Source organism: Paludibacter jiangxiensis, assembly GCF_001618385.1.
In the GTDB taxonomy this organism is placed as follows: Bacteria; Bacteroidota; Bacteroidia; order Bacteroidales; family Paludibacteraceae; genus Microbacter; species Microbacter jiangxiensis.
In genome coordinates, this window is sequence record NZ_BDCR01000003.1 from 713,213 (window position 1) to 727,218 (window position 14,006).

Genomic DNA, 14,006 nt, shown 5'->3' on the forward strand with positions numbered 1-14,006 from the left:
TCAGAAATTATATCTTAATGCGCCCACAGATGTAATGCCCAAGACGGGATGCCGTTCAAAATTGACATCAAACACAAAACCACCAACCGTCACACCACATCCCAAAGTCGGTGTTAGTGGAGCGCCATATCCTCCCAATTTTACCACAATCGACTGCGTGGGATAATATTCAAAACCACTTCTGACAATCAACCGACTACTAACCTCTTTATCAAATTGCAACAACCATCGAAACGAGTCAGTCATCCGATACTGCATTCCTATCGTGAACAAACAAGGCAAATCCTTTACGATTTCCTGGTACTTGAGTTGCTGATGCATCGGATTAAACACATTCAACCCAAGATAAAATTCCGGAGTCACTTCCGAAAACAAGCCGATTTGTGGCACCACAACACCCTTGCTCCCAAGAGAACGAGAAAATGCAACCATATAGTAATTAAATTGCACACCCATGGAAAACAATTCATCAAAAGTGCGGGCAAAAGAAATTCCGGCAAGTTTTTCATTATAAGAAGAATATCCAAAACGAGAAACTGCCACTCCTATATTAATCAATGAAGTCGGTAAAGAAAACGAAAGTTGCTGCGTTGATAACTCTTTCATTGCAAACCGATTTTCGTAAACCAACGAAAGTCCGCACTGCTCCCGCACTGCCAACAACGCCGGATTATCAAATCCCTGCCAATCACCTTTTTGAGTGACAGAAACTCCTCCTGCAAAATAAGATTTGGGCAATACACTTGCCGTTTGAGAATGACAAAAAAGACTCACCAGTATAAATACTACATTAACTAAACACTTTTTCATGCCGTAAATATAATATATATTTTTTATTTTCTCATTATAACGTAATTTTGATACATAAATCTATTTAACAATAGAAAACAAATCACATTTCATCCGGCAAAAGCCATTTTTTCGGAAAGAAAACAGGGCTTCAAACCCCAAAGCAGCGACAAAGCCTCCTCTTTAGGGCATCAAAACAAAGAAAAACGATCTATAGGACCAACACTATCAACTGTATATAAACAAATTAGCTGGCAATGAAAAAATATTTTTGTTTTTTCATTGCCAGCTATTGCGAAATAGGAAAAAGTCCTTACCTTTGCAGTACAAAATCGCGGAGTAGAGCAGTTGGCAGCTCGTCAGGCTCATAACCTGGAGGCCGGTGGTTCGAGTCCATCCTCCGCAACACAGAAAAGGGAAAGATTAAATCTTTCCCTTTTGCTTTTTAAATATCGAACCGATATTCTAAATCGGTTTTAACTTCCTCATAAACATATCGCTCCGCGCGCGCTTGAGACATTGCGAAATCATTCAAAAACGACATAACAGTTCGCACATCTTCCTGAGACTGCCCGCCCAGTTTACGCAAAAACAAAGCAATAGAGCGACAAACAGGCACCTCATTAACCTTAATACATTGCTTCACCTTCAACAGCAAGGCTTTTTTTTGCTCCTGAGTTAACTGCTCAACGGCAAAGGCCGCAGAAAAAAAGCCGACCGCACATACCCAATAATTTTCAGAATTTACCCAGGCTTCAGCCACAGAACCAATATATGACAATTTTCCCAACAAATTTTTGCTGAGATTTTCCGCAAGCTCCAACGTCATCACATCCGCCACCCATGCAGCGGCACGGTCTTCATCAAATTCCTCAACCGGATAAACAAAGGTTGCCAGCAGCATTGTCTCCCGAACCTTATCTCGCCACAAAGCTTCCGCGAGCCCCTTGTCATGTGGTATTTTGCCCGCCATCTGTTTCAATTCCGGTAATGACACTCCATAATTTTTAGCGTAAGCGACACCATCCGACACCATTCTATCAGCGGTCACACCATTCATCTTAAGATAAATACTACGGCGAATTTGCTTCAATTGACGCTCGGTTTCTGCACTGATATATATATATTTCGACATCTCACTCTATTTATAATCTATTAAAATACTGACACTTGCAATTATCTATTTTTTTTTACCCAAAAAGCTTGGTTTCAAACGATATTTACACTACTTTTGCACCGCAAATAAACGGTGGCTGTAGCTCAGGGGTAGAGTAGTGGATTGTGGTTCCATTGGTCGTGGGTTCGAACCCCATCTGCCACCCTTTTTGAAAGGAATAGTAATAATTACTATTCCTTTTTTTATTCACAATGACACAAAGGCTTACGTACCCTATCTTTGAATGTAAGAGCTACTCCCACGTGGCCATTCACATATTTTGACTTGTACGGAATATTATTAGATGTATAAGAGAGTGGCAAATAATCCGTTGTTGCGAAAAAATTAAACGGACCTCCTATCAAGTTCAGCCCCAAGCCCAAACTCCCCATATTACCATTTATCAATCCATAGCCCACAGAAGCGTTAAACCAATAAAACGGGCGGAAATTTACAGAAGCCAGCACTTCATTGTATCGATATCTTCCCCCAAACGTTTTAACACACAACAACCCGAGATTAATTTTCTTTTTTATCAGGTCATAATCAGCCCCCAAACGAACCGTTGCAGCCAGCGCCTTTACATATCCATGCGCAGCATCAAACGTTGATTTATATGAATTTTTGAGCGAATCGCCCACCTGCTGACCCCAGTTAGAAGTTGCATTATCAACAGTAAAATCCCAGCTCTTATAAGATGTACGCGCATTCAAATTCCCCTCCCAATCACTTTTTTTCCAACGAATAAATCCGATGTCATCTATAGATCCTGAAAATTGAAGCCTGTCATCGTACCGATAAGCTGCTCCGGCATCAAGCCCCAGACCAAACCCTACCGGATGAAGCATCTTATCCAGCTTGACATCCTCCTGCCGAATATAAGGCAATCCGTCACTACGCTGCGAGACTGCAACAGGGGATGTAAATCGGGCCTTACCTTTCCCATACAAATCAATATACTGATCTCCGACATCAAGTCCTAATTCTGAAAAAGAAAGATCTGCATGAGCCTCGCCAAATAAAACTTTCACTTTTCCGCCTACAGTCCAACTGTCATCTATTTTTCGGGAATAACCGAACGCCATTTCCAAATATGCCGATGCATCGCAACCAATTTTATGAAGATTGTATTTTTTGGTTTCAAGAGCCACCGGAGCGCCATCAAATCCAAGCCGGACTAATGATTTCGGAATATTTATCCCTACCCGATCCCGCTCACTTATACCAAATGTAAAATAACCCTCCGGCAACCTAAAACCAAAACCCAACAAGTTCACCCGGGACTCCGAGGTGATATTGGTTGTTGTTTTCAATTTATTCAAAAACGGACTATGATCGGCATTAGATTGCAATTCAGGAACCAATTCATCTCCTTTTTTCACCACAATATCTTGTGCCGAAACCGAGTTATTGCCGACACTGAAAGCCACACCGGAAATAACCGGCAAGTCAATATAAAATTTTTGACTGGGAATAAACGCCGGATTCAGAACGTTGCGAGCCGGAACATTCTCCATGTAATACAACATATTTACTTGCGCATGAAGAGCACAAGGGAGCAGCAGAGCCAGGCAGAGAAATAGCCAAAAATTGTTTTTTTTCATTCGACTCAGTAAAGTTGGATGAATACAAAAATAACGCCACAAAAAACAAGATTGTTCCACAAAAACAAAAAAACTGCTTAAGATAACACCTCAAGCAGTCTCCATTCTATACTTTTCTATTTAATGCACACCGCATATTTTAAATATCCAGTAGACTATCGCAGCTATCATTCCACTTATAGGAATAGTGATTACCCAGGCGACAAGCAGCTGACGGGTTATTCCCCAACGCACCGCACTAATACGCTTCAGCATTCCAACACCCATAATAGACCCTGCAATGGTATGCGTTGTACTTACCGGCACCCCAAGCCCCTGAGAAACTCCGTACAACGTTATAGCACCGGCTGTCTCCGCAGCAATACCTTCAAAAGGAGTAACTTTAGTGATACGCGTTCCCATTGTCTTGATAATTCGCATACCACCCATCAAAGTACCTAAGCCAATTGCCGTATAACATGAAATCGGCAGCCATTCCGGAACATGATGCATATCCTTGTGAGCAAGCCACTCTGGAACGTATATCCCGTTTTTCGCACAGTATCCGTTATAAACAGCCAAAGCTGCCATAATAATACCAATTACCTTCTGAGAGTCTGATCCACCATGACCCAAACTAAGAGACGCAGAAGTAAACAATTGCAATCGCCGGAAAATATGATCGGCCTTATAGGAATTGACCCGCCGGAAAAGATTTATCACGATTGTTGCAATAATTAACCCGGTCACAATACCAATAAGTGGTGCTGCGAAGATAAACAAAACTGTTTTTTCGATCACTTCCGAATTCACCACACTAAAGCTCATGGCATGAGCCACTGCCGCTCCGGCAAAGCCCCCCATCAACGTATGCGACGAACTGGAAGGAATACCAAACCTCCACGTAATCAGGTTCCAGGTAATACCCGCAATGACACCCGCCAGAATTACAACCAGGTTGATCGTTTCGGGATGAACGGTTTTTGACACCGTATTTGCTACTTTAAGGTCAAAGATCCAAAAAGCCACAAAATTAAAGAAAGCGGCCCAGCAAACGGCCTGAAAAGGAGTCAACACCTTCGTTGAAATAACCGTAGCAATAGAATTCGCGGCATCGTGAAATCCATTGATCAGATCAAATACAAAGCAGGCAAGAATAATGATGATTAATAACGTAAAACTCATAGCTGGTTATGCGTATTTAATCATTATATTTTCGATAACGTCACAAACGTCTTCACATTTGTCGGTTACCGTTTCCAGTTGATAATAAACATCGCGTCTTTTTAAGATCTGTACCATATCCTTTTCATGATCAAACAGACGTTCAAGACCAGTATACAAAAGATCGTCTGCATGATTTTCGATGCTGTTGACATGCACCAGAGCCTTTACAACCTGATCTGTTTTCTTCAGATCACGAAGTCCCTGCACAGCAACATTAAGGTCTTCCGCTGCCTTATGAATCAAATCCACCGTAGCAACAATTGTCTGATCGTGTGTAGGGTCTACTTTATACAGCAACATACTCTTAGCCGCTACATAAATAAAGTCTGTCACATCATCCAGGGCGGAGATTAAACTATGTACATCTTCCCTGTCAAACGGAGTAATAAAATTACGGCCCAGTTCTTCAAGGACTTTATGAGTAACCTGATCGTTAGCATGCTCCACATCGTGCATTTTGTTTTTAATCTCACGACGCTTTACCTCATCCGGTTCATTTACTAACTGAAGTAACAATTGCGCGATTAAACAAATGTTATTGGTATCTTCCTCAAACAAGTCGAAGAAAACTCTTTCTTTTGGAATAAAGAGTTTGGCAAAGAAATTTGATTTCATTCAGTAGTGGTTAGATAATAGTAAGTTAGATATAAAAATGTCCATGAAAACTTCTCCGGCATTTTGTCGTCAAAGTTACCATGGACATTCCATTGTAACAAGAAAATAATGTTACTATTATTTAATTTATTGCATATCCATCATATTCTCATTGTTATTCATATCTTCATTGGACTGCTTACCTTTTTGCTTACGGGAGGCTTTTCCGTTGCCAAAATTATAAGACACATTTACCCCGATTACCCTGCCGTTAAAATAACTTTCAGACTGCTGGGTAAAATTGGTTCCCCAAGTATCTGTACGGAATTTACGGGAATTAAAGACATCTCTTACATTCAAATTCGCAGTCAGTTTTCTATTAAAGAACGATTTTCTCAACCCAAAATCAAGAGAGTAATTGCCTTTATTCTTTCCCTGAGACACATAATAAGGGGCACTATAAGCACCTATAAGCTGCATAGAATAATTGGCCGGCAACATAACATTGGCTATCGATTTCACATTCCATGAAAAACTTTCTTTACCGGGGATATTGATCGTTGTATTGTCTACAAAGTATTGTCCCGTGTGCAAATTACTGTAAAATCCATTAAACGTAGTCGTCAGGCTCAAGATGCGGAAGAAGCTATTCTTCATAACAACTTCAAGACCGGCAGACTCTGTTTTGGCTCCGTTCATTGTCGTATTCATCATAATACCACCTTCCAGCCAACGTACCGATTGCATTACATCTGTGGTATAACGATAATACAAAGATGCGGAAAGCGAGTGCATTTCCCAACTTTTCAGATAGTTCAGCTCAAACGAGTTCGTATATTCCGGTGTCAAAGTAGGATTTCCAAAGTACCAACTTGTTGAGTCGGATGTATCAATAAACGGGTTCAATGAGCGGCCACGGGGACGGTTCAGTCGACGGGTATAATTCAATTGAAATTCATTGCTTTTATCCATGGCATAACTCAGATAAACACTGGGAAATGGCTGTATGTAATGAATTGAATAATCTTTACCATCAGAAGTAAAATTAATATCCGAAAGTTCTCCTCTCAGTCCAAATTGCGCACCAAACTTACCCCATTTGCTTGCATAAGTTGCATAAGCTGCATAATTTCTTTCTGTATAATCAAATTCATTGCTTAAGCGCGTATCAAACAACCCGTTCGTATAGCCTGTGATGTCAGAATTACGCACTTCATAGTTTCCGTCAAACCCGGCTTCCAGTCTGCTATTTTCAGAAAATTTCTTCGTATAATCAACCTTCAACTCTGCTTCTGGGTTTTTCCCGCTGGTATGCTGGGATTGCTGCGACGTCATCAACCCTAAATTGTCATACTGAATATGTCCGGCATCAGAACTATTAGGATGATTCGAAAAAGAGAGTGTAGCCAACAATTCGCTGCCTTTTTTATCCAGTTCTTTTCTATAGTTTAAGTCAATATTAAACATATTCCGGTTTCCAGACGAAGTATTTTCTCTTGAAAACTGACGTACCAGATTATTATTTGCATCAAATGACTGATAGTTGATTGTCGATGGTCCGTCTGACGAACCAAACATCATAAATCCGGAAAAACCAAGAGTGCTTTTTTCGTCAAGATGAAAATCAAGGCCACCCCTGATAAAAGGCCCATGCATGCTTCGGGTCGATTCATTTGTCTGCTTAAGAAGCGACAATACATTGTTGGTTGCAGGGTCGATGGTATATCTGTTACTCCAACCCCCACCCGACATTGACATTCCACGCATTCCAACACTGGCAAACGCATCAATTTTCGAACTATTGTAATTAATACTTGCACCAGCGTTGTATCCCAGTTTACCGTTTTCTGGAATCATCACTCCGGACGAAAGAGATCCGTAATACCCTGCTTTCCGGTTCTTCTTTAATATTAAATTAATAATACCCGCAGATCCTTCAGGGTTATACTTTGCCGAAGGGTTTGTTATAAGTTCAACCTTTTCAATGCTTTCTGCCGGCATTTGTTCCAGTATTTGTGCGCGGTTATCTGCACTTAAACCAGAAGGTTTACCATTGATCCACACTTCGACGTTAGCATTATTTCTCAATGAAATATTTCCATCATTATCCACATCGACCGAAGGAATATTACGAAGCATTTCAGAAGTAGACGATCCAGCGGCCGCAATTGTTTGATCAACCGTAAAGACTTTCTTATCAATCTCCAGTTTCATTTGCGGACCTTGCCCACGAACCTGAACCTCGTTGAGTGTTTTACTGTCTTCCGACAAAAGTACAGTACCTAAATCAACAGTCTTTCCGGCAACAGTTATCAATTTACTTACAGGAGTATATCCCACAAACGAAATTTCGAGCTGATATTTACCATTATTTACTTTAGACAGCAAAAAAGTGCCCTGATCATTAGTCACTGCACCTGCAACCGGAATCTTTTGACCCGGCTTTGTCAAAACCACATTAACATACCCAAGCGGTCCATTGGTACCTGCATCTTTTATAATTCCTTTTATTACCGTCTCGGCAAACAGAACATTTAAACTTAAAAGACAGGCCAACAACAAAATCACATTTCTTTTCATTCAAAAATCACATTTAGTTATTATTCATATTTCGTTCCAATATTGCGATTAACAAACAGGCTTCTCTGAACAGAGAAGCCTGTTGTCAGATGATAAATGATCATTCATTCATCAATACTGAGACCCTTAAAACCCGATAAAGTTTAAAGTTCTGATTAAGTTTATCGGAATGTTGGAAGGATATATTCGTTATCGTTTGCAAGAATTGTCCCCACATGATTGATTTCCAGGAACGATGTTCCACCACCCAATCCGGAACTACCACTCAGGTAAGCTACCAAGTCGTTTTGTTTAAGCAATCCTTTACGCAACAAAAGGCGCAATGCTGCGAAGAAGTATTCCCTGCGATCTTCTTTCAAAGCCTGATACATAGGAATAATTCCGTATGACAACATCAACTGACGCATTGGGCGTTTGTCATAGCAAATAGCAATCACAGGACTGGTTCCGCGGTAAGCCGCCAGAAAGCGAGCCGTACGACCCGTATAGGTATCTGTAATAATAGCTTTTACACCAAGTTCTGAAGATGCTTCGGCAGCACGGTGTGCCAAAAACGAAGTAACATCAAACTCATCTTTGGAGTAAGAAATAGGAATTTCGTTTTCCGCCATTTTGGCTTGTTCGGCTTCCTGAGCAATACGAGCCATCGTCTGAACCGCTTCAACAGGATATTTACCGTAAGCAGTTTCGCCACTCAACATCACGGCATCCGTACGCGAATAGATAGCATTTGCCACGTCAGTAACCTCTGCACGGGTAGGACGCGGATTTTTAATCATCGTATGCAACATCTGAGTAGCCACAATTACCGGTTTTTTTGCCATCACACACTTACGAATCAAACGGCGTTGAATTGCCGGAATCTTTTCCTGAGCCACTTCAATACCCAGGTCACCACGTGCCACCATTACACCGTAAGCATATTGCAGAATTTCGTCAATATTATCGACACCCTCCTGGTTTTCAATCTTGGCAATGATCTTGATCTGGCTATTCTGTTCGTCAAGGATCTTTTGAATATCGAGAATATCCTGCTTATTACGCACAAAAGAGTGGGCAATAAAGTCGATATCATGTTTAATGGCATACTGAATAAATTCGCGATCGCGATCGGTCAACGATGGCAAATTGATACGCACACCCGGAACATTAACACTCTTGCGGCTTCCCAGCACACCAGCATTGGTCGCTTCGCAAACAAGATATTCGTCTGTTTTATCGATCACTTTGAGGTCAATTTCACCATCGTCTATCAAAATATCGTCGCCAATCTTCAGATCACGAACAAAGAACGGGTACGAAACAGAGATACACTCCTTGGTGGTCGGCTGCTGTGGGTTACCCACAACTTTAATACGATCTCCGGTTTCGATATCAATATTTTCGGGGGTTATGGTAGTACGTACTTCCGGCCCTTTCGTATCGACCAGTACGCCGATATATTTCGATACTTTCCGAACGTTTGTCACAATTTTATTCAGTCCGGCTTCGTCGAGGTGAGCGGTATTGAGGCGAACCACGTTCATTCCGACATTAAACAACTCGCGCAAAAACGCTGTATCACATTGCTTGTCCGAAAGCGTGGCTACAATCTTTGTGTATTTTATCATAAGTGTAATATGTTGATGTCTTTAAATATCAATTTCAAGAGGTAAATTTTCCGACAAAAGGCAAACTTACCAGCAAAGATACTACGAAACCCAACCAGTGTGTTTCGCAAAATATACTTTTGAATATCCGAAAAAGGGATGCCAGTTATTTACCATGAAACCAACCAAACCCCAATCTCCAGTTGAGACTCATTTGTTTTTGTTCCGCTCTATCAGCGCTTCAATAGCCAAACGGTACGAGTCGAATCCGAAACCGACTATAGTACCCATGCAAGCGCCCGAGATAGTAGAATGGTGACGATACTCCTCACGACGAAAAACATTGGAAATATGCACTTCTATCACCGGAGATGTGATGGAACGAATTGCATCGGCAATAGCAATGGAAGTATGCGTATAAGCCCCCGCATTCAACACAATGCCATCGATCGTAAATCCATGCTCATGAAGCGTGTCAATTATTGTGCCTTCGTGGTTGGATTGAACATAGTGGAAGTTATGTTCGGAAAAACGGGCCGTAAGATCAGAAAAAACGTCATCGAAAGTCAACGTTCCGTAGATTTCCGGTTCTCTTTTGCCCAGCAAATTAAGGTTAGGACCATTGATAATGAGAATATTCATAAATGGTAACGATATGCTCGAATTTTCCACAAAAATAGCAATATTTTTTGGTTTTCGGTCATCAAAAACCACCTTTTCATTACAAAAGGGACAATTTGTTTATCTCCGTCACCTGCTTGTTCAAAAACAGGCACCTTTGGCTACACCAATGAGATTTATTCGATGACAGGTTTGAGTATCTTCCCGGCAAACAAAATGGTTCCGGTACTCTTCTCTTTGATAAAGAATAAAAATGGACGGTTGACAATGAATGAAGCTATCTGCGGTCCGACAGATGTATAGCCCATTTCAACGACAGTTACTGCTGCAGCCTCCGTTCCCTCCTCGTCGACAGTTACAAAGGTATTGTGCAAAACCCGGCTGATTGCCAAGCCTCCGCCATTTGCAATTTTTGAAAAGTCAGCAAGATTAGAAAAAGCGATTCCCATTCCCATTTGTGACAACGAATTATTCAACAGCGTTTTATAGCTAAGTTTGAATTTAGGTAGTTCAACATGTAACTTAATCGAATGCATTCCCCCCAGCCAGTTCTTCCATGTCGAACTATTCATCTTATCTACAATCTGGTCGACACTATAGTTGCTTGCAGGCAGCACCACTACCATGCTAAAAGCTCCATTGCCGTAGGGCAGTTCGGCGCACTGCACACTATCATTGCCAAAATAGTTGAACGTATTCTCCTGCTTCATATATTTTACAGGAACAGAGCCGGTAGGAGCAGCAAAACTACCGCTAAAGGTATCCGATGTCTTAAATTGAGACTTCCATATTCCCTTAAAATAAACGGCATTGATCAAATACATCATCACATCGTTCGAAATATCATCGATTACGTGGGGAACCTTACCATTGGTGTTTTGGCTACACCAATTATTGATAATATCCTTTGACGAAGGTTGTCCAAAATCGAGAGACTGCGCCTTTGCTCCATAATAAGCGGCATTTACGTCGTAGAAACTCTGCAAAACGGGAAAATCTTTCCGCGTCCAAATCGAATTGGCAATTTTCAGCTGCGTGGACGGATCGGCACCCAGCAAACCATCTGTCAATTTTTTATAATAGGCATTGATTTCGTCGGAAGAGAAGCCATTGCGGCGCAAAGCAGTTTCCATGGCTGTTTTGGTAGTTCCGGCGGCACCATTGTATGTCATGCCCAAAGCCTGACTTATACTTAACGGAGAGATAAAAAAGTTACCGTTGCTTTCTGACCGGTTAACGTTTTTGAGAAGATCGAACGCAAACGAATTATCGGCCGAAACCTGTTGCGTTTGCGAAGCACTGAGTTCAATCGGCTCATAAGGCTTTACCACCTGATTGACATTTTTCGAATCGTTGCAGGAAAAAATCACACACAGCATTCCTGTTAATGCAGCACAAAGAATAATGTTTTTCATAATAGATAGAATTTTAGACAATCCCTCATTACAAAATAAGATGCCATTCATTTTCAAAATGTTGCATTGAAAACTCATTATTTAACATAAATATTTCGCCAAACAACAAACCACTAATCTCATGTCCAAAAACAATGTTGTTAAACATGTGGTTCACAGGGAGTTTTTAATCAAATCTCGCTATATTGGCATATGCAAAATTGAGTCCTCGAAAGACGATTTTTGCTTGATAACTAATTGTAAAACTTAAATCTATACAGTTATGAAAGTTTATCAATCAAATGAAATTAAGAACATCTCACTATTGGGAAGTTCGGGATCCGGGAAAACCACTCTTATAGAAGCGATGCTCTATGAGAGTGGTATTATAAAACGTCGCGGCACGGTTGAGGGACAAAACACAGTCTCCGACTATTTTCCGGTAGAACACGAGTATGGATATTCCGTATTTTCAACTGTAACACATGTCGAATGGAACGGGAAAAAGCTCAATATTATTGACTGCCCGGGTTCCGACGACTTTATCGGCGGAGTTATCACTTCTCTGAATGTGACCGACACTGCAATTATTCTTCTTAATACTCCTTATGGTGTAGAAGTTGGAACACAAAACCATCTTCGTTACACCGAACGATTTTCAAAACCCGTTATTTTTGTCGCCAATCAGTTAGACCATGAAAAAGCGGATTTTGATCAACTTCTTGAACAACTAAAAGAACAATACGGAGGAAAAGTTGTTCAGATTCAATTCCCTCTGAATACCGGTGCCGGCTTCAATGCTGTTATCGATGTATTGAAAATGAAGATGTACCGCTGGAAACCCGAAGGTGGTGCTCCTGAAGAATTAGAAATTCCTAACGAATATAAAGATAAAGCAGATGATCTACACAACAAGCTCGTAGAATCGGCAGCAGAACACGATGAAGAGCTGATGGAAAAATATTTTGAACAAGGTTCTTTGACTGAAGACGAAATGAGATTCGGGATTCGCAAAGGACTTGTGCACCGCGACATGTTCCCTGTTTTCTGCGTTTGTTCGGGACGTGACATGGGTGTTCGCCGACTTATGGAATTCCTGGGCAACGTGGTTCCTTACGTACAGGATCTTCCCAAACCGGTTACGAAAGACGGCACAGAAGTTGCTCCCGATGCCACAAAACCGACCAGCCTTTTTGTATTCAAAACAAGCATAGAACCACATATCGGAGAAGTTTCTTATTTCAAGGTAATGTCCGGCAAAGTACATGAAGGAGATGACCTTGTAAATGTTTCCCGTGGCACCAAAGAACGCATCAATCAAATCTTCTCCGTTGCAGGTTCTCTCCGTGACAAAGTAGAAGAATTGGTAGCCGGCGATATAGGAGCTACTGTTAAGCTAAAAGAAACGCGCACCGGAAATACCCTCAATGCAAAGGGTTGCGAGTATGAATTCCCATCTATCTCCTACCCTGACCCAAAATTCCGTCGTGCTATCAAAGCCAAGAACGAAGCCGATTCTGAAAAGCTCAGCGAAATTCTCACCCGCATGCACGAAGAAGATCCGACATGGATTATTGAAATGTCGAAAGAACTGAAGCAGACAATCGTGTATGGTCAGGGCGAATTTCATCTTCGCACACTTAAATGGAGAATTGAAAACAACGATAAGGTAATGATCGATTATATTGAACCGAAAATTCCATATCGTGAAACAATCACAAAATCAGCACGTGCCGATTACCGCCATAAAAAACAATCGGGTGGAGCCGGTCAGTTTGGAGAAGTCCACCTCATTATCGAACCTTATTTTGAAGGGATGCCCACTCCGGATCTTTACAAATTCAACGGACAGGAATTCAAAATCAGCGTACGCGACAAACAGGAAATTCCTCTTGAATGGGGCGGCAAGCTGGTATTCATCAACAGTATTGTCGGTGGAGCGATCGATGCTCGTTTTTTACCTGCCATTCTAAAAGGAATTCTTGACAAAATAGAACAAGGCCCGCTTACAGGTTCTTACGCCCGCGACGTTCGTGTAATTGTTTACGATGGCAAAATGCATCCTGTAGATTCCAATGAAATATCATTCCGACTGGCAGGACGTAATGCTTTCAGCACAGCGTTCAAGCAGGCAAGTCCTAAATTGCTGGAACCAATTTATGATGTGGAAGTACTTGCTCCTTCCGATCGTCTTGGTGACGTTATGAGCGACCTTCAGGGACGCCGGGCAATTATCATGGGTATGCACAGCGAAAAAGGCTTTGAAAAGCTCACCGCCAAAGTTCCACTAAAAGAACTTTCAAGTTACTCTACAACGCTTAGTTCGCTAACCGGTGGTCGTGCTTCATTTACCATGAAGTTTGCCAGCTATGAGCTCGTACCAATGGATGTACAAGACAAGCTACTGAAAGAATACGAAGCTACTCAGCTAGAAAGAGAATAGTCTGTTTTACTTGTATAAAACGAAAGCCGT

Annotated in this window: 10 protein-coding genes and 2 tRNA genes; 3 read left to right on the plus strand and 9 right to left on the minus strand. The window is 41.4% G+C overall.

What is annotated here, in order from left to right; genetic code table 11:
- Window positions 1–810: a hypothetical protein gene (locus PJIAN_RS09455; RefSeq protein ID WP_153802539.1), complete on the minus strand. Its 810-nt coding sequence runs from the start codon at window positions 808–810 to the stop codon at window positions 1–3.
- A gap of 312 nt (window positions 811–1,122) precedes the next feature.
- On the opposite strand from PJIAN_RS09455, the gene PJIAN_RS09460 reads away from it, so the two are divergent.
- Window positions 1,123–1,195, plus strand: a tRNA-Met gene (locus PJIAN_RS09460).
- 39 nt (window positions 1,196–1,234) lie between these two features.
- Here the strand turns inward: PJIAN_RS09460 and PJIAN_RS09465 are convergent.
- The gene (locus tag PJIAN_RS09465) at window positions 1,235–1,924 is read right to left on the minus strand and encodes a DNA alkylation repair protein (protein WP_068704381.1); all 690 of its coding nucleotides are present in this window, start codon (window positions 1,922–1,924) and stop codon (window positions 1,235–1,237) included.
- A 114-nt stretch (window positions 1,925–2,038) separates the two neighbouring features.
- On the opposite strand from PJIAN_RS09465, the gene PJIAN_RS09470 reads away from it, so the two are divergent.
- A tRNA-His gene (locus PJIAN_RS09470) sits at window positions 2,039–2,110 on the plus strand.
- Window positions 2,111–2,148: 38 nt separating this feature from the next.
- On the opposite strand, the gene PJIAN_RS09475 is transcribed toward PJIAN_RS09470, so the two are convergent.
- The 7 genes from PJIAN_RS09475 to PJIAN_RS09505 all read right to left on the minus strand — a co-directional run bounded on the left by PJIAN_RS09475 (window position 2,149) and on the right by PJIAN_RS09505 (window position 11,554).
- Entirely contained in the window at window positions 2,149–3,549 is a 1,401-nt protein-coding gene (locus tag PJIAN_RS09475) for a DUF5723 family protein (RefSeq protein ID WP_068704383.1), read from the minus strand.
- A gap of 120 nt (window positions 3,550–3,669) precedes the next feature.
- Window positions 3,670–4,713: an inorganic phosphate transporter gene (locus PJIAN_RS09480; RefSeq protein ID WP_068704385.1), complete on the minus strand. Its 1,044-nt coding sequence runs from the start codon at window positions 4,711–4,713 to the stop codon at window positions 3,670–3,672.
- Between the two features lie 6 nt (window positions 4,714–4,719).
- Window positions 4,720–5,370, minus strand: coding sequence for a DUF47 domain-containing protein (locus PJIAN_RS09485; protein ID WP_068704387.1), 651 nt, complete (start codon window positions 5,368–5,370; stop codon window positions 4,720–4,722).
- Window positions 5,371–5,496: 126 nt separating this feature from the next.
- Complete coding sequence (locus PJIAN_RS09490) at window positions 5,497–7,929, minus strand: TonB-dependent receptor (protein ID WP_068704389.1); 2,433 nt, start codon at window positions 7,927–7,929, stop codon at window positions 5,497–5,499.
- Window positions 7,930–8,090: 161 nt separating this feature from the next.
- On the minus strand, window positions 8,091–9,539 hold the full coding sequence (gene pyk / locus PJIAN_RS09495) for a pyruvate kinase (protein ID WP_068704391.1): 1,449 nt from the start codon (window positions 9,537–9,539) through the stop codon (window positions 8,091–8,093).
- A 189-nt stretch (window positions 9,540–9,728) separates the two neighbouring features.
- A complete protein-coding gene (gene aroQ / locus PJIAN_RS09500; protein WP_068704697.1) occupies window positions 9,729–10,160 on the minus strand; it encodes a type II 3-dehydroquinate dehydratase in 432 nt (143 codons plus the stop codon).
- A 155-nt stretch (window positions 10,161–10,315) separates the two neighbouring features.
- A complete protein-coding gene (locus PJIAN_RS09505) occupies window positions 10,316–11,554 on the minus strand; it encodes a serpin family protein (protein ID WP_068704393.1) in 1,239 nt (412 codons plus the stop codon).
- 262 nt (window positions 11,555–11,816) lie between these two features.
- On the opposite strand from PJIAN_RS09505, the gene fusA2 reads away from it, so the two are divergent.
- The gene (fusA2, locus tag PJIAN_RS09510; RefSeq protein WP_068704395.1) at window positions 11,817–13,976 is read left to right on the plus strand and encodes an elongation factor G2; all 2,160 of its coding nucleotides are present in this window, start codon (window positions 11,817–11,819) and stop codon (window positions 13,974–13,976) included.
- Window positions 13,977–14,006: the final 30 nt, after the last annotated feature.